The organism is Bifidobacterium dentium JCM 1195 = DSM 20436 (assembly GCF_001042595.1).
Taxonomy (GTDB): Bacteria; Actinomycetota; Actinomycetes; order Actinomycetales; family Bifidobacteriaceae; genus Bifidobacterium; species Bifidobacterium dentium.
In genome coordinates, this window is record NZ_AP012326.1 from 700,322 (window position 1) to 719,131 (window position 18,810).

At 60.0% G+C, this 18,810-nt stretch carries 16 protein-coding genes; 13 read left to right on the forward strand and 3 right to left on the reverse strand.

The features are described 5' to 3' along the window. Positions 1-60: 60 nt before the first annotated feature. Genes BBDE_RS02955 through BBDE_RS02985 form a run of 7 tightly spaced genes read left to right on the forward strand, consistent with a single transcriptional unit; the run spans position 61 to position 6,656 of the window. On the forward strand, positions 61-1,257 hold the full coding sequence (locus BBDE_RS02955; protein WP_003837087.1) for an ABC transporter substrate-binding protein: 1,197 nt from the start codon (positions 61-63) through the stop codon (positions 1,255-1,257). Positions 1,258-1,287: 30 nt separating this feature from the next. Continuing rightward, a complete protein-coding gene (locus tag BBDE_RS02960) occupies positions 1,288-2,214 on the forward strand; it encodes a branched-chain amino acid ABC transporter permease (protein WP_003844912.1) in 927 nt (308 codons plus the stop codon). A gap of 2 nt (positions 2,215-2,216) precedes the next feature. Continuing rightward, positions 2,217-3,308 (forward strand): branched-chain amino acid ABC transporter permease, encoded by a 1,092-nt coding sequence (locus tag BBDE_RS02965; RefSeq protein ID WP_033489574.1) that lies wholly within the window; start codon positions 2,217-2,219, stop codon positions 3,306-3,308. Continuing rightward, positions 3,305-4,105 carry an ABC transporter ATP-binding protein gene (locus BBDE_RS02970; protein ID WP_003837083.1) on the forward strand — a complete coding sequence of 267 codons (801 nt, stop codon included), beginning with the start codon at positions 3,305-3,307 and terminating at the stop codon, positions 4,103-4,105. Before BBDE_RS02965 ends, BBDE_RS02970 begins: the two co-directional genes overlap by 4 nt. Continuing rightward, positions 4,105-4,809 carry an ABC transporter ATP-binding protein gene (locus tag BBDE_RS02975; protein WP_003837080.1) on the forward strand — a complete coding sequence of 235 codons (705 nt, stop codon included), beginning with the start codon at positions 4,105-4,107 and terminating at the stop codon, positions 4,807-4,809. The genes BBDE_RS02970 and BBDE_RS02975 overlap by 1 nt, the downstream gene beginning before the upstream one ends. Positions 4,810-4,857: 48 nt before the next feature. Next, the gene (locus BBDE_RS02980) at positions 4,858-5,520 is read left to right on the forward strand and encodes an L-threonylcarbamoyladenylate synthase (protein WP_003837078.1); all 663 of its coding nucleotides are present in this window, start codon (positions 4,858-4,860) and stop codon (positions 5,518-5,520) included. Then, the gene (locus BBDE_RS02985) at positions 5,517-6,656 is read left to right on the forward strand and encodes an MraY family glycosyltransferase (protein WP_003837075.1); all 1,140 of its coding nucleotides are present in this window, start codon (positions 5,517-5,519) and stop codon (positions 6,654-6,656) included. The genes BBDE_RS02980 and BBDE_RS02985 overlap by 4 nt, the downstream gene beginning before the upstream one ends. A gap of 243 nt (positions 6,657-6,899) precedes the next feature. Here BBDE_RS02985 and BBDE_RS02990 read toward each other — a convergent pair whose 3' ends face one another. Both BBDE_RS02990 and BBDE_RS02995 read right to left on the reverse strand, forming a co-directional pair. After that, positions 6,900-8,075 carry a tyrosine-type recombinase/integrase gene (locus BBDE_RS02990; RefSeq protein ID WP_159430552.1) on the reverse strand — a complete coding sequence of 392 codons (1,176 nt, stop codon included), beginning with the start codon at positions 8,073-8,075 and terminating at the stop codon, positions 6,900-6,902. Further along, positions 8,075-8,776 carry a hypothetical protein gene (locus BBDE_RS02995; protein WP_003837070.1) on the reverse strand — a complete coding sequence of 234 codons (702 nt, stop codon included), beginning with the start codon at positions 8,774-8,776 and terminating at the stop codon, positions 8,075-8,077. The genes BBDE_RS02990 and BBDE_RS02995 overlap by 1 nt, the downstream gene beginning before the upstream one ends. A gap of 700 nt (positions 8,777-9,476) precedes the next feature. Between BBDE_RS02995 and BBDE_RS03005 the strand changes: the two genes are divergently transcribed. From BBDE_RS03005 to guaB, 6 genes are all read left to right on the forward strand, one after another. Then, complete coding sequence (locus BBDE_RS03005; protein ID WP_003837065.1) at positions 9,477-9,701, forward strand: hypothetical protein; 225 nt, start codon at positions 9,477-9,479, stop codon at positions 9,699-9,701. 118 nt (positions 9,702-9,819) lie between these two features. Continuing rightward, entirely contained in the window at positions 9,820-11,010 is a 1,191-nt protein-coding gene (locus BBDE_RS03010) for a DUF3631 domain-containing protein (protein WP_003837063.1), read from the forward strand. A gap of 35 nt (positions 11,011-11,045) precedes the next feature. After that, a complete protein-coding gene (locus BBDE_RS03015) occupies positions 11,046-11,285 on the forward strand; it encodes a hypothetical protein (RefSeq protein WP_003837061.1) in 240 nt (79 codons plus the stop codon). Positions 11,286-11,354: 69 nt separating this feature from the next. Further along, complete coding sequence (locus BBDE_RS03020; protein ID WP_003837059.1) at positions 11,355-11,960, forward strand: hypothetical protein; 606 nt, start codon at positions 11,355-11,357, stop codon at positions 11,958-11,960. Between the two features lie 523 nt (positions 11,961-12,483). After that, entirely contained in the window at positions 12,484-14,490 is a 2,007-nt protein-coding gene (locus tag BBDE_RS03025; RefSeq protein ID WP_003837056.1) for an HK97 family phage prohead protease, read from the forward strand. An 898-nt stretch (positions 14,491-15,388) separates the two neighbouring features. Further along, positions 15,389-16,933 (forward strand): IMP dehydrogenase, encoded by a 1,545-nt coding sequence (gene guaB, locus BBDE_RS03030; protein ID WP_033489571.1) that lies wholly within the window; start codon positions 15,389-15,391, stop codon positions 16,931-16,933. 625 nt (positions 16,934-17,558) lie between these two features. Here guaB and BBDE_RS03035 read toward each other — a convergent pair. Further along, entirely contained in the window at positions 17,559-18,542 is a 984-nt protein-coding gene (locus BBDE_RS03035; RefSeq protein WP_033489569.1) for a CTP synthase, read from the reverse strand. Positions 18,543-18,810: the final 268 nt, after the last annotated feature.

Sequence of the window (18,810 nt, forward strand, 5' to 3'; positions counted from 1 at the left end):
TTCCGCGGAACCGTACTATAACGGACTGCGCTTGGTAGACGAGAAGGGAACGAACGGCACATGAGATTCAAATATGCCGAAAGGCTGGCCGTGCTATGTCTCGCAGCGGCGACGACGCTGTCCGTATCCGCCTGTTCCGGCGGCAACATGTATGCGTCAAGCAACGACAGCAGCAGCATCGCGGACAACGATGTGATCACCATCGGATCGGTCACCACCAATTCCGGTGCAGCCGCCGCCTATGGCGAATCCGAAGTCAGCGGCTTCAAGCTTGCAATCAAGGAAATCAACGAGAACGGCGGCATTTTCGGCAAGCAGGTCAAGCTTGAATCCATGGACGACAAGGGCGACGTCATCGAAGCGTCCAATGCGTTCAACCGTCTGGCAGGCGAGAAGAACGTCATTGCGGTGCTGGGACCGACCATCTCGTCGACCTCCGGAGCCGTGGCGCCGCTGGCCGACCAGAATCAGATGCCGTCCATCGCACCTGCCGCCACCGCCGACTCCGTGGAAACCGGCGGATACCTGTTCCGTACATGCTTCAAAGACTCCTATCAGGGCGAGATCGCGGCCAAGTACGCCGCCGAGACCCTGAAAGTCAAGAAGGTGGCCGTACTCTACGGCACCGGCGATCCCTATTCCTCCGGTGTGGGCAAAGCATTCGTGGCAGCCGCAAAGCAAGCCGGGCTTCAGGTCGTGGCCGAAGAGAACTCCTCCAGCACCGACGATACCGAATACTCGTCACAGCTGCAGAAAATCGAGGCGTCCGGAGCCGAATTCCTGTACGCGCCGTACTATTACTCCGCCGTTGGTCCGTATATCGTGCCGCAGGCGCGCTCCGTCGGCTACGACGGCTACATCATGGGACCCGATGGCTATGACGGCTTGAAGACCACCGGCAACAAGGCTCGTTACGATAAGGTGCTCTACACCACACACTATTCACCGGACGACAAGTCCAACAAGAAGGTGCAGCGGTTCATCACATCGTACAAGGCCGCCAACAACGGCGAGTCGCCGAACACCTTCACCGCGCTCGGATACGATTCCGTCTACATGTTCAAGCAGGCCATCGAGCAGGCAGGCGAACACGCCACCCGCACCGACATCCGCAACGCCATCGCCGGCATGAACTTCTCCGGCGTCACCGGCGCATTCACGCTTGACAAGCACGGCTCCCCGAAGAAATCGGTCATCGTGCTGGAAATGAAGAACGGCTCACCGACCTACAAAGACACTATTCAGCCGGCCGAATAAGCCGCATAACGCAACAAGAAAGGAGGAATGATGGGCGATCAGATCATCATGTTCATCAGTCAGATCTTCAACGGTCTGAAAATCGGCAGCGTGTATTCGCTGGTGGCATTGGGCTACACCATGGTCTACGGCATCATCCGACTGATCAACTTCGCGCACGGCGACTTCATCATGGTCGGCTCCTACGTGCTCATGCTTACCATTCCGTTCATCCTCGCCTGCGGTCTTCCCGCATGGCTTGCCGTCGTTCCTGCGATTCTCGTATGCGTGGCCGTCGGCGTGATCGTCGAAAAGGCCGCCTACAAGCCGGTGCGCGAAAAGGGCAACAACATGACCGCCCTGATTACCGCCATCGCCATGAGCCTGTTGCTGGAAAACGGCTCCCAGGCGATTTTCGGCGCCGACTATCAGACTGTGCCCACCGTCATCCAGATTCCGACCTTGGCGCTCGGTGGGCTCAAGATCGACGGTGCCACCATCCTGACGGTGCTGTTGGGCCTGGTCATCATGGTCGCGCTGCAGCTGTTCGTGACATACACCAAGCAAGGCAAAGCCATGCGCGCGGTCTCCGAAGACAAGGAAGCCTCGATTCTGATGGGCATCAACGTGAACTCCACCATCACCCTCACCTTCGCCATCGGCTCCGGTCTGGCCGCGGTGGCCTCGCTGATGTACTGCGTCTCGTATCCGCAGGTTTCCCCGATGATGGGCGCCATGCTGGGCCTGAAAGCCTTCGTCGCCGCGGTGCTCGGCGGCATCGGTTCCATTCCGGGCGCCATGGTGGGCGGTCTGGTGATCGGCGTGGTCGAAAGCCTCACCAAGGCGTATATCGGCACCATCACCGCTGGCGTGATCACATCGGCGTTCTCCGATGCCATCGTGTTCGGCATCCTGATCATCGTGCTGCTGGTCAAGCCGTCCGGTCTGATGGGTGAGCCGGAAAGCGAGAAGGTGTGATCATGAAGAAATCGATGCTTTCCATCAAGCAGTCGTATCTGGTATGCGCCATCGGCGTGGCGGTGCTGTTCGGCCTGCTCATGGCCGTGTGCGAAACCGGCGTGGCCTCGCTGTATGTCAAGGGCATCATCATGACCTGCTGCATTGCGGTGATCATGACCACGTCGCTGAACCTCACCATCGGCGTGCTCGGCCAGCTTACGCTCGGCTGTTGCGGATTCGAGGCGATCGGCGCCTATTCGGCGGCTTTGCTCAGCAAGTTACTCGTCGCCAACGGCGTGCAGATGGATGCGACGCTACGATTCCTGCTCGTCACCTTCGCGGGCGGTGTGGTTGCCTGCATCTTCGGCATCCTGGTCGGCATTCCGGCATTGCGACTGCACGGCGATTATCTTGCGATTATCACGCTCGGTTTCGGTGAGATCATCCGTGTGATCATCCAGAATCTGAAAGTGGCCGGAGGCAAGGGCCTGTCGGAAGGCCAGCAGGGACAGGCACTGATCGGCATCGACCGTCTTGCCAATCTGTATGTGGTCTTCTGGATCACCGTCGTGACCGTGGTGCTGCTGTTCATGTTCGCCCGGTCACGGTACGGCCGTGCGGTCAAGGCGATTCGCGACGATGAGATCGCGGCCGGCGCGTCCGGCATCAACATCACCTACCTGAAGGTTATGGTGTTTGCGATTTCCGCGTTCTTCGCGGGCATCGCGGGAGGTATCTTCGCACAGTACATCGGCGCGTTGACGCCAAGCATGGCTGGCTGGCTGCAGTCGATTAACTACGTGATCATGGTGGTATTCGGCGGCATGGGATCACTCACCGGCTCCATCGTGGCCGCCGTGGGCCTGACGATTCTGCCTGAACTGCTACGTGCCTTCTCCGAATACCGCATGCTGGTCTATTCGGTGGTGCTCGTGCTCATCATGGTGTTCCGTCCGCAGGGCATCTTCGGCAACTGGGAGTTCTCGCTGCCGAAACTCGTGAACAAGCTGTTCTATCCGTCGCGCATCAAGGCGCACGGCAGGTCCGCCACCGTGGCAAAGACCGACGGGAAATCCTCCGATGGCGCCGATGACAAGGAGGCGAAGGCATGAGCGAACCGATTCTGCGCGCCGAACACCTCGGCATCACCTTCGGAGGCCTCAAAGCCGTCTCCGACTTCAACATGACCATCAACGCGGGCGAACTCGTCGGACTGATCGGCCCGAACGGCGCCGGCAAAACCACCGTGTTCAACCTGCTGACCGGTGTGTATCAGCCGACCGAAGGCGAATTCTTCCTCGACGGCAGGCGTATGAACGGCAAGAAAACGTATCAGGTGGTGCGTGCCGGCATCGCAAGGACCTTCCAGAACATTCGTCTGTTCGACAAGATGACCGTGGAGGAGAACGTGCTTGTCGCGTTCGACCAGTCCTTCACGTATCGGTTGGGCGGTGCGATCTTCCGAACGCCGAAGTTCTGGAAGCAGGAGCGTGACATGCATGCCAAGGCCATCGACCTGCTGCGCATCTTCGGTCTGGAAGGTCTGGCCAACACCGAAGCGGCGAATCTGCCGTACGGTGCGCAACGCAAGCTGGAAATCGCGCGTGCGCTGGCGACCGGCATGAAACTGCTGCTGCTCGACGAGCCTGCGGCCGGCATGAATCCTACGGAAACCGAAGATCTGCTGCACTGCATCAACGTGATCCGGGATCGTTTCGGCATCGCCATCCTGCTCATCGAACATGACATGAGTCTTGTCATGAACGTGTGCCAGCGCATCCAGGTGCTCGACTACGGACGCACCATCGCATCGGGACTGCCCGAGGAAATCGCCAACGATCCGCAGGTGATTTCCGCGTATCTGGGTGCCGATGACACCGACGAAACCGCCGAGGGGAGAGAAGCCTGATGCTGGAAATCAAGAATCTGAGCGTCTCCTACGGGGCGATCGAAGCGGTCAAAGACATCAGCCTTACCGTGAACGACGGTGAGATCGTATCGCTGATCGGCGCGAACGGCGCCGGCAAAACGACCACGTTGCACACCATCACGGGCCTGACTCCGGCGCAATCCGGCTCCGTGATGTTCAATGGCGTTGACCTGCTCAAAACGCACAGCAACAAGATTGTGACCCTTGGCATGGCGCACATTCCTGAAGGCCGCCACGTGTTCACGCGCATGAGTGTGCAGGAGAATCTCGAGATGGGTGCCTTCAGCCTGAAGGATCGCTCCCACATGGCCGCCGACCTGAACATGGTGTTCGACTATTTCCCGCGACTGAAGGAACGCCGTAACCAGCTGGCCGGTACGCTGTCCGGCGGTGAGCAGCAGATGCTGGCCATGGGGCGTGCGTTGATGAGCCACCCGAATACGATTCTGATGGACGAGCCGTCGATGGGTCTGTCGCCGAAGCTGGTCAAGGAGATTTTCGCCATCATCCGCAAGCTTCATGACGAAGGAATCACCGTACTGTTGGTCGAGCAGAACGCGAAAATGGCGCTATCGATCGCCGATCGTGCATATGTGCTCGAAACCGGGCGCATCACCATGGAAGGCGATGCACAGGATCTGCTGCATGACGAGCAGGTACGCAAGGCCTATCTTGGTGCGTAATGTTCTGCCTTACAATAGTGAGGTCGACAAGGCTATGAGGGAGGTGTCATGAGCGAGGTTCGCACAATTACGGACGAATCCCTGGCCCAGGCCGTCGAAATCATACGTGACGGCGGATTGATCGTGATTCCTACGGATACGGTGTATGGCGTCGCCTGCGATCCACGCAACGTCGAGGCCATCAGGAAAATCTACATGGTCAAGCAGCGGCCGAAATACAAGCCGTTGCAGGTGCTGTTGGCTTCGATCGACGGTCTGGACGCGCTTCGGCTCGATCTTCCGGTGCCGTTGAACCGGCTGGCCGCCATGTTCATGCCGGGCGCGTTCTCGCCGATTGCCGAAGCGCGAGACAACTGTTCGCTGGCCACGATTCGCAGGGATCCGGCCACCGGCAAAACTACGCAGGGCGTACGCATTCCGAATTCCGCCGCCACATTGCGCATCCTGCGCGCAGTCGGCCCGCTGGCGGCAACCAGCGCAAACCGTTCCGGCGAGGAAAGCGCGCAGACCGTCGACGAGGCGGTCGAGGCCTTGGGCGATGCCGTCGGCCTGTATCTCGATGGAGGGGCGACGCCAGGGCATGTGTCGTCCACGGTGGTCGCGGCCGATCCTCATGGACGCGACGGTATCTCGATCCTTCGAGAGGGAGTGATACGCGAAGCCGTGATCCGTAAGGCGCTGACCCTGAATGGCGGTGCATTGGGCATATGAGAATCTACCTGTTCATCGCGGCCATCGCCGGCGGGGTCACCTATCTGATCACACCGTTGATTCGCCACGTCGCCATCGAAATCGGCGCCGTCGGAGAGGTGCGCGCACGCGACGTGCACACCATTCCGACGCCGCGGCTGGGCGGTCTCGGCATGCTCATGGGCTTTACGGTTTCCATGCTCTTCGCGTCGAAGATCCCGTTCATCGAAGTGCTGTTCGCGCAATCGAAGCAGGCGTGGGTGATTCTTGCCGGCGCGGTCATGATCAGCCTGCTCGGCATGGCCGACGACCTGTGGGATCTTGATTGGATGCTCAAACTTGCGGGGCAGCTGCTGATCTCCGTATTCGTGGCATGGGGCGGCCTGCAGATCATCTCGCTGCCATTGGGCTCGTTGGTGACGGCATCGCCGAGTCTCTCCATGGCCATCACCGCGTTCCTCATCGTTGCCTCCATCAATGCCGTGAATTTCGTAGATGGTCTTGACGGCCTCGCCTCCGGCATCGTCGCCATCGGTGGCATCGCATTCGCCATCTACTCGTATATCATCGCCCGGAATTCGCCGTCGTACGCGTCGATGGCGACGTTGATCGACATCGCCATGGTCGGCATGTGCGTCGGATTCATCCTGCATAACTGGCATCCTGCGAAACTGTTCATGGGCGATTCCGGTTCCATGCTGCTCGGCTATCTGATTACATGCGCATCCATCGTCATGACCGGCCGGCTCGATCCGGCCACCATCCATGCCAGCATCTATCTGCCGGTATTCATGCCGATTCTGTTGCCGATTCTGGTATTGTTCCTGCCGATTCTCGACATGTGCCTGGCGATCGTACGGCGTGTGAGCAAAGGGCAATCGCCGATGCATCCTGACCGAATGCATCTGCATCACCGCATGTTGCGCATCGGTCATTCCGTGCAGGGAGCCGTGCTGATTCTGTGGGGCTGGGCTGCGCTGATCGCATTCGGTTCGATTATGACGTTGTTCTTCAAGGCGCAGCATGTGCTGATCGGTTTCCTGATTGCGACCGTATTGCTGACGATCGCCACGATGTATCCCTATCTGAAGCATAGGATTCCGGAATTGCGCGAAGAGAACGCCCGGGCCGACGCACAGCATGCCAGGCACGACTGAGCCGCATCCGCGAATCCTACGGAAACGATGCACCCCTATGAACGGCCACGGGGTTATGTGACGTACCGGCCTTACGATTGGTTTCCGTGTAGATTCCGTCGTGTCGCGCTAAGTCAGCACGCGTTCATATAGTGTGTCTATTAACGTGATGCCGCTAGGTAAACCCGTCAACGCCTTGTATTGCAACGCTTTTCAGCGCTCAATACGATGGTCCAAAAACGCTATTAGCAGACAATCCGGCATTTATCCGGCATTTTCAATCATCGTCTCGAGCGCGTTCGCGGCCTTGCCGCTGTTGCGTCCCCGGGCGATATACACGTTTTCCGTGGTTGCCGTATCGGAATGGCCCAGATAGTCGGCGACGTCCAGAGTGTTCAATCCGGCGTCATGCAACAGCGAAGCGCATGTTTTCCGTAGCGAGTGGGGTGACAGGCTCTCGCCTTTTCCGAAACCCAACGCCTCACGTTCACGCCGCAGATCACTGGCCACGACATTGGGAGAACGTACCAGGTATTCGCATGAGCCACCCGACAAAGGGCGCGGGAACACGAGGTTATGAGGGTTCGGGATGCCGCCGGTATCAAGGCTTATCCTGCGTAATTCCAGCATGTGCATTATCGATTTGGGGGCTGTGATGGTCCTTCGACTGTGTTCGGTCTTGGGGTGCGCCTGCAACGTCATGCCCTCGCCCTTACATCGGATCGCTATACGTTCGACGCTCAATGTCCCCGCCGTGAAATCCACGCAATCCCAGCATAGGCCGCACGCCTCGCCTACGCGTAGGCCGGTGTACAGCATCAGACGGATTATATCGGCTTCGTCATGGCTTACGAGCCATTCGTTTGTTTCGACGGCCTTGAGGAACTTCTGCACCTTGTCGGCAGGGATCGCCACGGATCCCTCCCGGTGCCTGCTCATTCGTTTCAGGTCCCGCACGGGATTGTGCAGAATCGCGCCCTGGGCCACGGCCATCTCCATCATGCCGGAAAGCACAAGTTTGACCATGGACACCGTGGCGCTGCCTGATCCGCCGGCCACGCCATCGAGGAACGTCTGCAATACGAGCGGGGTTGCCTCGGCGATGGTCAGCGAGTCGAGACGCGACACGTATTTCCGGTAGGCGTTCGTGTAGGCGTTGATGGTGTTTTCCGCCTTACCGGTTTGCGTGGCCAGCCACAGGCCGGCGAGATCGCCTAGGGTCGTGTTCGGTTCGATGGCGCCGAACGTCCTGCGTTTCAGCTGCTGGCAGTACTCCTCGAGTAGGATTCTCGCGCGTTCCTTTGATGGGGCGGAACGTTCCAGTTGCCGGAAACTGCCGTCGTTCATGCGCATGCGGCAGTGCGCCACCCACTGGCCTCCTTCGTTGTGGGTGTAGCGGAACGTGCCATGCTGTCCGATGGGAATACGTGGCCGTGGCATCATTCGCCGCCCACGCCGGTGACGCGGTAGAAACGTTGTGCTATGTCTTCCTCTGTCTCCATCTTCAGTGACGAAAAGTTTTGTTCCAAATCTTCTACGTTCCTATCCATGATGCTTTCTGGCCACACTCGTTCTTTCATTAGTTTCACCCAGTGCGATGCGGTACGCATGGGAATATCGAACCGTTCGGAAACGCTTTTTGCGGGAGACTCGCGGAATAATTGCGCGACGTAGTAGATTCTAGCAACCCATTTCAAGGTGTTGTCGCATGGCCCTTGCTCACGGTATTCGGAAAAAGGCACTTTTGACAAAACGGCATCCCAATCTCCAAGTATGCCGCATGGTGTGCCATCATCAATCACATATAGATCAGGCGGGAAATCTTTCACTATCCGTTCAATAGGTAATTTATGCATGTTGCTGACTTTTAAGCCACCGAACCAAGTTTCACCGGTGAAATCGCACTTGCTGATAATCATCTGGTTTTCGGTGGCCGAATAAGTTAGTCCAATTTCGACATGCATGTATGGTCTGAGTGGATCGTTTACATCACTCGCGTAAACGTGGATCAATGCATCGTAGGGATGAATTGCTAGATCCGGTGCTATTGGAGTGAACAGGCCACTAAGTGAATCTTCCTCGCCCCATACCCGATATATGGTGCTACCGCTAGTGAAATTTTTACCTTCATTAAAACTCATATGTTAATTATGCGTACTTATTGCGACACGCGCAATTGCTTACTAATTTATGTATGCGCAAACAAGTGCTATCATCTGTCTTAGGTTGCATACCGATTAATGGGTACGCAATGGCGGAAGGATAGAAATGGACACACAGGTTTCCCAGCTCTGGACCGTAAAAGATCTCGCGCAGTATCTAGGCGTCAGTGTTTCGGCGATCAATCACAAGCGATGCTATGCGCCGGATCAGGTTCCGCCGGCCATCAAGATAGGGAGCCGCGTTCGTTGGCGTCCCGAAACCGTTGAGGCATGGCTGGACGCACACACGGAGGTGGCTGCATGACCGACGTAAGGAAAAAGGCCGCGACGGGGGCAACCGTCACGGCCAGCGAAAAAAGGACTATCCCTAATCCGTCTACCAGTCTACCCGAGGTGATGCCCCGATGGATACAGGAAACGCCCATGCTGGCAGGTCTGGCGATGACGCCGCTCGCCGCGGGACTGGCCGAATGGCATCCGCTGGCCGCCCTGATCGTGGCGTTGGCGGGACTGACTGGCGTACTGCTTACACGGAATACATGCGGCTGCTCAACATCCTCCGGGAGATCGGCACGGGCCAACGCGCCCGGCCCACGGGTTGTTACTTCGGGGACGGGGTGGCGCGGACCCTCGACGGCACGCCCTTCGAGCCGCTCGACTGGGGAGAGGTGAGGCAGGCATGAAGGATTTGCGTCTCATTCATTGCGTGGATTACGACAAGTTCGGCGTCCCTACCACGCAACCGGAACTATTGCGGGCGACCCGCGATAACGACACCATCACCATCGGCATCGGCGCGGATCCGCTCACCCGCAAGGAATTCGCCATGACCGCGGGAGAAGCACGACGGCTGGCCGACTGGATCCGGCAGGAAATCGGGAGGAAGATCGATGAACGGCAATGAGATGGGAGGCGTGGCGGCCGCGCTATCCCCGAAAAATGTGCCACATGTGCCACTTGGCGACACATCAAGGTTCTCAGGTGTTACATCGGCGCTACATCCTGTTACGCGTGGCACGTGTGTGGCACGTGAAAACCGCGAGGTAACGCCAAGTGGCACATGTGGCACTTTTTCGGCGGACAGCACGGAACGTGGCGACCGGCTGCTGTACGAGACGCGCAGATTCATCACGCAATACGTCGATTTCCCATCCGAGGACTTCGCCACCGCGGTGACGCTGTGGATCGCGCACACATGGTTCGCCGACACCCTCTACACCACGCCGCGGCTCATATTCTCCAGCCCGGAGAAACGCAGCGGCAAGACCCGCGCGCAGGAGGTGACCGCGCTGCTATGCCCCAATCCCGTCAACACGATCAATGTGAGCCCGGCCTACCTGTTCCGCAAGCTGCAGCCGGACGAGGGCGACATGCTGCCGACCATCTTCCTGGACGAGACGGACGCGCTGTTCACCGGCAAGGCCAGCGAGAACACCGAGGCCATCCGCGGGATCATCAACGCCGGCTACAAGCGTGGCGCGACCGTGGGGCGTGCGGAGATCCGCAACAAGACGGTGGAGGTCTGCGACTATCCGGTATTCGCCCCGGTCTGTCTGGCCGGTATCGGCGGACTGCCGGACACGATAGAGGACCGTGCCGTGATCGTGCCGATGAAACGCCGCAGGCCGGACACCAGGCTGAAACCGTTCCGCGACCGCAGCGCCACGGCCGAGGCCGCGCCCTTGCGCGAACGGCTGGAGCGCTGGGGACGGGTGCAGGCGTCGATAGTCGAAACGTGGAGGGATGCCGACTATCCCCGGCTGCCGGACGCGATCCAGGACAGGGACGCGGACGTGTGGGAGCCGCTGTTCATCGTGGCCGGCCTCGCCGGGGGCCCTTGGCCGGGCATCGCGGCGGCGATAGCGCCGAAAATCATCGCGGGGCAGCATGTCGAGCCCACCAGCGCCGGCGAGAGGCTGCTCTACGACATTCGCACCGTGTTCGACGCCACCGGGGAGCAGTCACTGCCCACCGTGACCCTGATCGGCAGGCTGAAGGAACTGGAGGACTCCCCGTGGGAAACGATGGGGGATTCCGGAATCGGCGTGAGGGATCTGGGCAGGATGCTCAAGCCATACGACATCGGGATTAGACACGGACACCAACATTCGATCCGATGGCACGGCAGCCCGGTGCGCGGATACCGACGCGAGGACTTCGAGGACGCGTGGGCGCGATACCTGCAGCCCGCGCCGGCCGCGCGAACGGCATAGGCCGCGGCACCCATGTCCTTAAGGGGTATCGAGATATGACGAACATCCTGCATTACATCGACGACTCGACGCCGGACGGCACCAGGACGACCACGCTATGCGGTTCCCCGCTGACCGCGGACCGCGCGGGAGCCGCCAGCATCATGGCGACCGGGAGCTGGACCATGTGCCCCTTGTGCGAGCTGCGCCGCACGCTGATCGGCATGGGACTGGAAGCGGACCCCTACCCGGAACGCCCGGCACGACGGCGATGGGAACAGCCCCCGCTGTTCTAGCCTCGCCGCCACGAATCCCGACCGGCTTCGCGAACCATCAACAACCAACCATCCGAAAGGAAGCATGAAATGACCACCACAACCACCACCACAACCACCACCAAGGCCGACGCGACCGTCATCGACGTGGACGCCGACGGGCGCATCACGCCTCCGGTCTACCCGCACGTCGCCGGCGAGGCGTGGGTGTTCGACACCGACTGGGCCGAGGACGCCATACTGCTGTTCGACGGCACGGACCCGGTCTACGGGTTCGAGTACCGCATCTACCTCAACGACGACGAGGACATGCCCCGCGCGTCCCTGATCTGCGACGGCTACGACGACACGTTCGACACGGCCGGCATCGTCCACGATCTCGCCGACGCGACCGCCGACGGGTTCGTCGCGTGGCTGCACGACTGCGCCGCCTGCTACTCGTGGACCCGCGCGCTGGCCGCCACGGGCGGGCTCGCCACGCTATTGGAGCAGCGGCTGCTGCCCGAACGCGGGACCGGGAGGGCGACGGACCGGCTGCGCCTGTACGAGTCGCTGCTCATGGCCGCCGCCCGCGAACTGCGGGACGTGCTCGACCGCCGGAACCTCGCGTTGGAGATGCTGTTCGACGCGCACGGCGCGACATGGGCCGTCAGGGCGAACGAACACGACGAGACCGTATACGAATGCGCAGCCTGACCGAGGTGCGCGCTTGGCTCAAAGGCGTGGAACTCAGGGAACAAGGGGAGTGAACGGCCCCGTAACGGATTTTGCGCCGCCCGCGCGCTTCGCGGGCACCCAACCCCTCATACAGTAAGGAGATAAACACATGAACGACAAGCAGATCAGCCCGAAGGCCATGCTCGACTGGGTGGACGCGATGGAAAGCGTCGAATACGCCGAGGACGTCCTGCGGCAGGCCGACGAGGCGGGCATCGAGTAGACCCCGTCCCCGCAGTGTTCCCCATTGACCGGCGGCCGTTGTGGTAGCATGGGACGTATCGGGCCCATGCGCCGAACGGCCGCCGACCTTTCCGGTTCGCGAACGTTCCGCCGGGGTTCGGACGATCAGCCAGCGACGGCCGGCATCAACGCCCGCCAACGTTCGCAACCGTGAACGGCCGGACACGCGGCCATCCGCCACATATGGCATGGCAGGGATGCGTGCTTTCCGACCAGCAGCATATTTTCCCTTTTTCTATTTTTTAAGGCTGATTCATCTATGCATATCAAAAGCAACGAATCGCATATCGCGGTAAAAGGCGACAAGACGGGCCGGTCCTTGCAGGAAGGCCAGTTCACCGCCTACGCGTCCACATGGACGCGCACGCCCGACTGCTACGGCGACGTGGTACGCAAGGGCGCGTTCGCCGACACGCTGCGCGCGTGGGGCGAAACGGGGGACAGCATCCCCATCCTGTACGGGCACAACGAGTCCGACCCCGACTACAACATCGGCTACGTGACCGAGGCCGTGGAGGACGATCACGGCCTGCGCGTCACCGGCCAGCTCGACATCGACACGAACCCGAGGGCCATGCAGGTGTACAGGCTGCTCAAGGGCCACCGGCTCAACCAGATGTCGTTCGGCTACGAGGTCATCGACCAAGGGCCGGCCGACAGCATGGCGGGCCAGTGCAACGAACTGCGCGCGGTCAAGCTCCTCGAGGTCTCCATCGTGCCGCGTGGCGCGAACCCGGACACCAGCATCGAGGGCGTCAAGCAGGCCCCGGCCGAAACGTACACGCCGAACACGTCCGGCATGACCTCCGAGCAGGTCAAGGCCGCGTACGCCGAACAGTTCCAGCGCAACACCACCCATCTGGCGGACGCCCACAGGAAACTCACCAAGGGCGTGGACGACGGGAGCAGGGAGCGCATCCTCGACGCCAACCGGCGCATACTGCAATACCTCGAAGATCAGAGCCCGCACACCATCTTCACCAAGAGTGCAATGGACAAGCAGACCGAGCAGGCCGGCACCATCCGCCGGCGGGCGCAGATCGAGCAGCGCGCCATCACGCCCGAGGAACAGGCCACGCTGGACAATTACGAACTCTTCAAGGAGTTCCGCCAAGACCTTGAACAGAGGGCACGCAAGGAAGACGAGAAGCTTCGCCGCATGCTGGCCGCGTCCGTACCGTCCGACGACGTGTCAATCCACTCCCTTACCGCAACATCGAAAGCAGGATACGAGGAAACCATGAACGACAACATCAACACCAAGGCATACACCTTCGCCCGCAACGAGGACAACGGCCACGCGATGAACCCGACCCTGAGGAAGGGCCGCGTCGCCATCCGCAGCGTCAAGGAATCCATGAACGCCGCATGGAACGGCCACAACGCCACGAACGCGACCAAGACGGCCCCCGCACTGACCGGCAGCGCGATCTTCCCCGTGCCGATCATCAACGCGAACGAGCCCATCCGCGACGCCGCCGACGAGGTGCCGCCCCAGCTGCTCGAATACATTCCCGCGTTCCTCTGCCAGAGCGGCGACTACGACATACTTATGGAGAAGACCCCGGACAATCCCGGTTCCGCCGCCGTGGTGCCGGCCGGACAGGAGAAGCCGACCTTCAGCATCGGACTCGAGAAGCAGCGCCGCCAGCTCAAGGTAATCGCGGTACTGTCCGACCCCATCGACAAGTACGTGCTGCTGGGTGGCGGCGAATACGGCGGGCTCGACGTGCAGGAACACATCACCGGCCGGCTGTACACCGAGATCCTGCGCACCCTCGAAAGGGAGATCCTCACCGGCGACGGCAGCGACGCCCACCTGCTCGGACTCGACCACATCGAAGGCGTCAAGACGCAGGCGTTCGCCGGAGGAATCCTCGACACCATCGTCAACGGCATCGCCCAGATCGAACGGCAGGGCATCACGGTACAGACCATCGCCATCAGCCCGGCCGACTGGCTGGCCGTATGCACCGCCAAGGACACCACCGGCCGCTACCTGACCAACAACGCCATCGACCCGGTGAACATGCGTCTTTGGGGCAACAACGTGGCCGTGGCCGCCGGACTGCCCGAAGGCACGGCATGGGTCATCGGCTCGGGCTCCCTGCAGATCGCCACCGACGCGACGATGGCCCTCGCATGGGACGCGTACGGCACCCTGTTCAAGACCAACGCCGTGCAGTTCCGACTCGAGGCACGCTACAGCCTCGACGCGCTCAAACCGCACGCGCTGTGCAAGGTCAGCCTGAGCGCCGGCAAGTAACCATTCCTCCCCGCCATCCGTCCTTAGCGTTTCCATCGGACGGCGGGGACACGCACGGGCCCGGCCGAACGCCTCCCTACCGGCCGGGCCCACCCCCACACCCTAGGGGGCGTTCCGAAAGTTCGATGGAGGGCGCCAAAAGCGCGCCGCCGAAACTCTCCTTTTCGTGTCTGGGGTTTATGGGGCCGAACCACCGGCAGGGATGCCGGCATGGCGTCGTTTTCCACGGGGTGGTCACGTCGGCCCCGACCGTGTGCATCGCGCACATGGTTGCCGCCCGCGCGCATGAGGGTGAGCTGTGCGTATCATACGCACAGTTGGGTTCGGGATACTCGCCAAGGGAGTACCCCGGATATGGGGATTTCCCATGTTCGCCCGGCAACGAATCGTTGACGGGTTCAGTATTCATGAAGTCACCGCCGTTGGCTCGTTCGATGAACCTCCCTAATACGGAGGATACTGATTCTGAGAGGGTACATGTCCCATCGGTACCCTTGAAATGGTAAGGGTTTCTTGGGTTTACCAGATGGCCCTGCAGTATCCTCATTGCCTATCGATACCTCTCAAAAGTCGTAGGCCACGTGGGGCACGTGGGCCACACGGGACACATGCGCGGCCTATGTGTCCTATCCGGCCTACGTGTCCTACGCCATTCGCATGGTGTCCCTGGACCCGACCTAGGGCGTCGGCATTCCACCGACCCATGCACCCACATCATGATTCGTGAGATCGCGTGTCCTAGTGTATGTGACACCAGAATTGGCCGGCATTTACTCGGCAGAATCAACTGCATCATCTGACATCCGGTTATACCGGTTGTCCTGTATTTCTAAAGGCGACGACAATTCTTGACACCCAGCAATAACCCCTAATACATAGGGCGTTATAAAGTGTGTCTATGGCTACAATTCCTGATATGAATGCAGATTCCACGTACGCTCCACTTCCACCGATTTTCGCTCAGCTTGGCCTCGCTTATGACGATGTGCTGTTGCTGCCGAACGAGACGGATGTCATTCCGTCCGAGGTGGACACCACCACTCATCTGACCCGTAACATCACGATGAAGGTTCCGGCCATTTCCGCCGCCATGGATACCGTCACCGAGTCCGACATGGCCATTGCCATGGCTCGTAACGGCGGCATCGGCGTGCTGCACCGCAACCTCTCCATCGACGATCAGGCCGCTCAGGTCGATGTCGTCAAGCGTTCCGAATCCGGTATGATCAACAATCCGCTCACCGTGAGCCCGGATGTGACGCTGGCCGATCTCGACAAGCTGTGCGGCCGTTTCCATATCTCCGGCCTGCCGGTCGTCGATAAGGACAACAAGCTCGTCGGCATCATCACCAACCGCGACATGCGCTTCATCGCTTCCGAGGATTACGATCACCTCAAGGTCTCCGACGTGATGACCCGCGAGCATCTGATTACCGGTCCGTCCAACATCTCCAAGGAAGACGCCCACGACCTGCTGGCCAAGTACAAGGTCGAAAAGCTGCCGCTGGTCGACGCCGAAGGCCACCTGACCGGTCTGATCACCGTGAAGGACTTCGTCAAGACCGAGCAGTATCCGGATGCCACCAAGGACGAGCAGGGCCGTTTGCGCGTTGCCGCCGGCATCGGTTTCCTGGGTGATGCCTACAACCGTGCCTCCGCCTTAATGGAGGCCGGCGTGGACGTGTTCGTGGTCGATACCGCTAACGGTGAGGCCAAGCTCGCCCTCGACATGATTAGCCGTCTCAAGTCCGATTCCGCTTTCAAGGGCGTCGATATCATCGGCGGCAACGTGGCGACGCGTCAGGGCGCACAGGCCATGATCGACGCCGGAGTCGACGCCGTCAAGATTGGCGTGGGTCCGGGCTCCATCTGCACCACCCGCGTGGTCGCCGGTGTCGGCGTTCCGCAGCTCACCGCCGTGTATGAGGCCGCTCAGGCCTGCCGTGCCGCCGGTGTTCCATGCATCGCCGACGGTGGCATCCACTACTCCGGCGACATTGCCAAGGCTCTTGTGGCCGGCGCATCCTCCGTGATGCTCGGCGGCACCCTCGCAGGCTGTGAAGAGGCTCCGGGCGAGAAGGTGCTCCTGCACGGCAAGCAGTACAAGCTGTACCGTGGCATGGGCTCCCTTGGCGCCATGGCTCCGCGCGGCAAGAAGTCCTACTCCAAGGACCGCTACTTCCAGGCCGATGTCACGTCCAACGACAAGGTCGTTCCGGAAGGCGTCGAAGGCGAAGTGCCGTACCGCGGACCGCTCAACGCCGTGCTGTACCAGATGATCGGTGGCCTGCACCAGTCCATGTTCTACATCGGCGCCCACAATATCGCCGAAATGCCGGAACGCGGACGTTTCATCCGCATCACCGACGCTGGTCTGCGCGAATCCCACCCGCACGACATCGTCATGACTGCCGAGGCGCCGAACTACTCCGGTCGTCAGTGAGCCTGACCGGCCGGTGGGCCGGGCGGCAGCTATGAGGTGGTATCGAACCTTTATGGTTTGATACCACCTTTTGTTTGTAGGTACTGAATGACTTGGAACGGGCCGCCATAATGGTCCGCCATGTGATTGAATGGGCTTTTGCCTGTGAGAACCGGTCCGTTACCCAACGGTTGCGCCCCCAACCCCTGCTGTTGCGGGCCGTGTCCTGCAAGAACCATCCCATTGCCCGACAGTCATTCCCCAGACCCCAACTCCGGAAGCCGTATCCTGCGAGAGCCGTTCCGTTGCCCGACGGCTACGTCCCCAACCCCCTGCTGTCATAGGCCATGTCCCGCGAGAGCCGACCCGTTGCCCGACGGTTGCGCCCCCCAACCCCGCCGTTGCGGGCCGTGCCCTGCGAGAACCGGCCCATTATCCAACAGCTACAACCCCGAACATGGTCATCAGGGGCCGCGCCCCGCGAGAACCGGTCCGTTACCCTGCAACCGTGCCCCAAGCACCACATCTGGAGCTGTGGCCGTAGAGAACCGGCTTATTGCCCCAAAAACCAGCCACTGAGAATGATTCCCGCACGAATCCGATGCATTTCGGGTGCAGATGAATCAATCCCCGGTCCGAAGACTGTCTATGACAAACTGGGTTGCATTCGTACGAACGGGCGAGGCACTCCGGCTTGGCAGAGCTTGCTTACCAGGCCAGTTCGATTCACTGCGTCTTCGTAATACAAACGTACTATTTTGGTCACGCCCCAACTGCAGAGCGACTGCTCGCGATCTCGTTGTTCATTGACGATTGTCTGGATGTTTTTCCTGTCGGTCATCATGGGATCGGTGTACTTCGCCATGCCATCGTATTCGGCGACGATAATCCGTCCGTCAGGCAGGAACCAGATGAAATCGACCCGATACCATTTACCGCCACCGGATGGATCATGGATTACGTGCTGGATGAGCGGATTTTGGAATCCTTCCTCGATCATCGTTGCGCGGGTGAACGATTCGCCTCCGTTGTCGGATAGTGGGTTGCAGTACGCAAGCAGTTTCTTCAAAGCATCTGTGTTTCGCCGAATCCTTGGAATGAGGTCCGTGATTTTCTCGCTAAGCTCTGAATCCTGTGCCATTGCGGAATCGAAGATGGGCAACACCTTGCGGAAAGGGAACATCAACGAGCAGTCAAGAAGCGTCCGTTCCGGTGTGGTGACGCGTATTCCGTTGATGATTCGTTCGGAAATCCTTGGCATGTAGATGCGCCCAAGAGCATGATTCGTAGGTTTTTGATTGCCGCGCGAGCAGTCCGCGCGGTATATTCCGCTTGCATGTATGCTCCATGGATGTTCATATCCATATACGGCCACTGCGCTCGGACCGGCAAAGATGATTCGTGGATTTTGGATCTGCAGGGCGCGAACCTGATGAATGGTTCTTTGTGCAGGGTCCAATGTGTTCCAGTATTCGTTCTCCATGAAGAGGCCACGGTGCGGCGAGCAAAGTTCCCCGTGCTCCACTCGCTTACGCAGCGCCTTCCCGTCGGCCTGCGTTGCGGGGATGGCGCATCGGCTCTCACGCTTTGCCTCTTGAAGAAGTTGGACACATCGCTTGTTCGTTCTCATGAGAGCGAAGATAAATCATTTGGTTTGTGCGGATGATGTTTTTTCGTCCTGTGGTCGGAGAATGGCCTATTGGCGTGTCGGAAGCTGAAGAACCTTGAAAATCCAACCTTTTCCGATGTGGATAACTTCTCCCATTGTCGCGTCATGGTATTGGTCCATGGGCCAACGTGGGCAATTATGGGACGTGACTGTTGGGCAATGGGCCGGTTCTCGCAGGTGGCGGCCTGCAACGGCGGGTTCGGGGACGTAGCCGTCGGGCAGCGAGCCG

Coding starts and splice junctions, on each gene's coding strand:
- BBDE_RS03025 (WP_003837056.1), top strand. CDS start 12,484: ATGCATATCAAAAGCAACGAATCGCATATCGCGGTAAAAGGCGACAAG.
- BBDE_RS02955 (WP_003837087.1), top strand. CDS start 61: ATGAGATTCAAATATGCCGAAAGGCTGGCCGTGCTATGTCTCGCAGCG.
- BBDE_RS02985 (WP_003837075.1), top strand. CDS start 5,517: ATGAGAATCTACCTGTTCATCGCGGCCATCGCCGGCGGGGTCACCTAT.
- BBDE_RS02995 (WP_003837070.1), bottom strand. CDS start 8,776: ATGAGTTTTAATGAAGGTAAAAATTTCACTAGCGGTAGCACCATATAT.
- BBDE_RS02975 (WP_003837080.1), top strand. CDS start 4,105: ATGCTGGAAATCAAGAATCTGAGCGTCTCCTACGGGGCGATCGAAGCG.
- BBDE_RS02960 (WP_003844912.1), top strand. CDS start 1,288: ATGGGCGATCAGATCATCATGTTCATCAGTCAGATCTTCAACGGTCTG.
- BBDE_RS02980 (WP_003837078.1), top strand. CDS start 4,858: ATGAGCGAGGTTCGCACAATTACGGACGAATCCCTGGCCCAGGCCGTC.
- BBDE_RS02965 (WP_033489574.1), top strand. CDS start 2,217: ATGAAGAAATCGATGCTTTCCATCAAGCAGTCGTATCTGGTATGCGCC.
- BBDE_RS03005 (WP_003837065.1), top strand. CDS start 9,477: ATGAAGGATTTGCGTCTCATTCATTGCGTGGATTACGACAAGTTCGGC.
- BBDE_RS03020 (WP_003837059.1), top strand. CDS start 11,355: ATGACCACCACAACCACCACCACAACCACCACCAAGGCCGACGCGACC.
- BBDE_RS02970 (WP_003837083.1), top strand. CDS start 3,305: ATGAGCGAACCGATTCTGCGCGCCGAACACCTCGGCATCACCTTCGGA.
- BBDE_RS02990 (WP_159430552.1), bottom strand. CDS start 8,075: ATGCCACGGCCACGTATTCCCATCGGACAGCATGGCACGTTCCGCTAC.
- guaB (WP_033489571.1), top strand. CDS start 15,389: ATGGCTACAATTCCTGATATGAATGCAGATTCCACGTACGCTCCACTT.
- BBDE_RS03015 (WP_003837061.1), top strand. CDS start 11,046: ATGACGAACATCCTGCATTACATCGACGACTCGACGCCGGACGGCACC.
- BBDE_RS03035 (WP_033489569.1), bottom strand. CDS start 18,542: ATGAGAACGAACAAGCGATGTGTCCAACTTCTTCAAGAGGCAAAGCGT.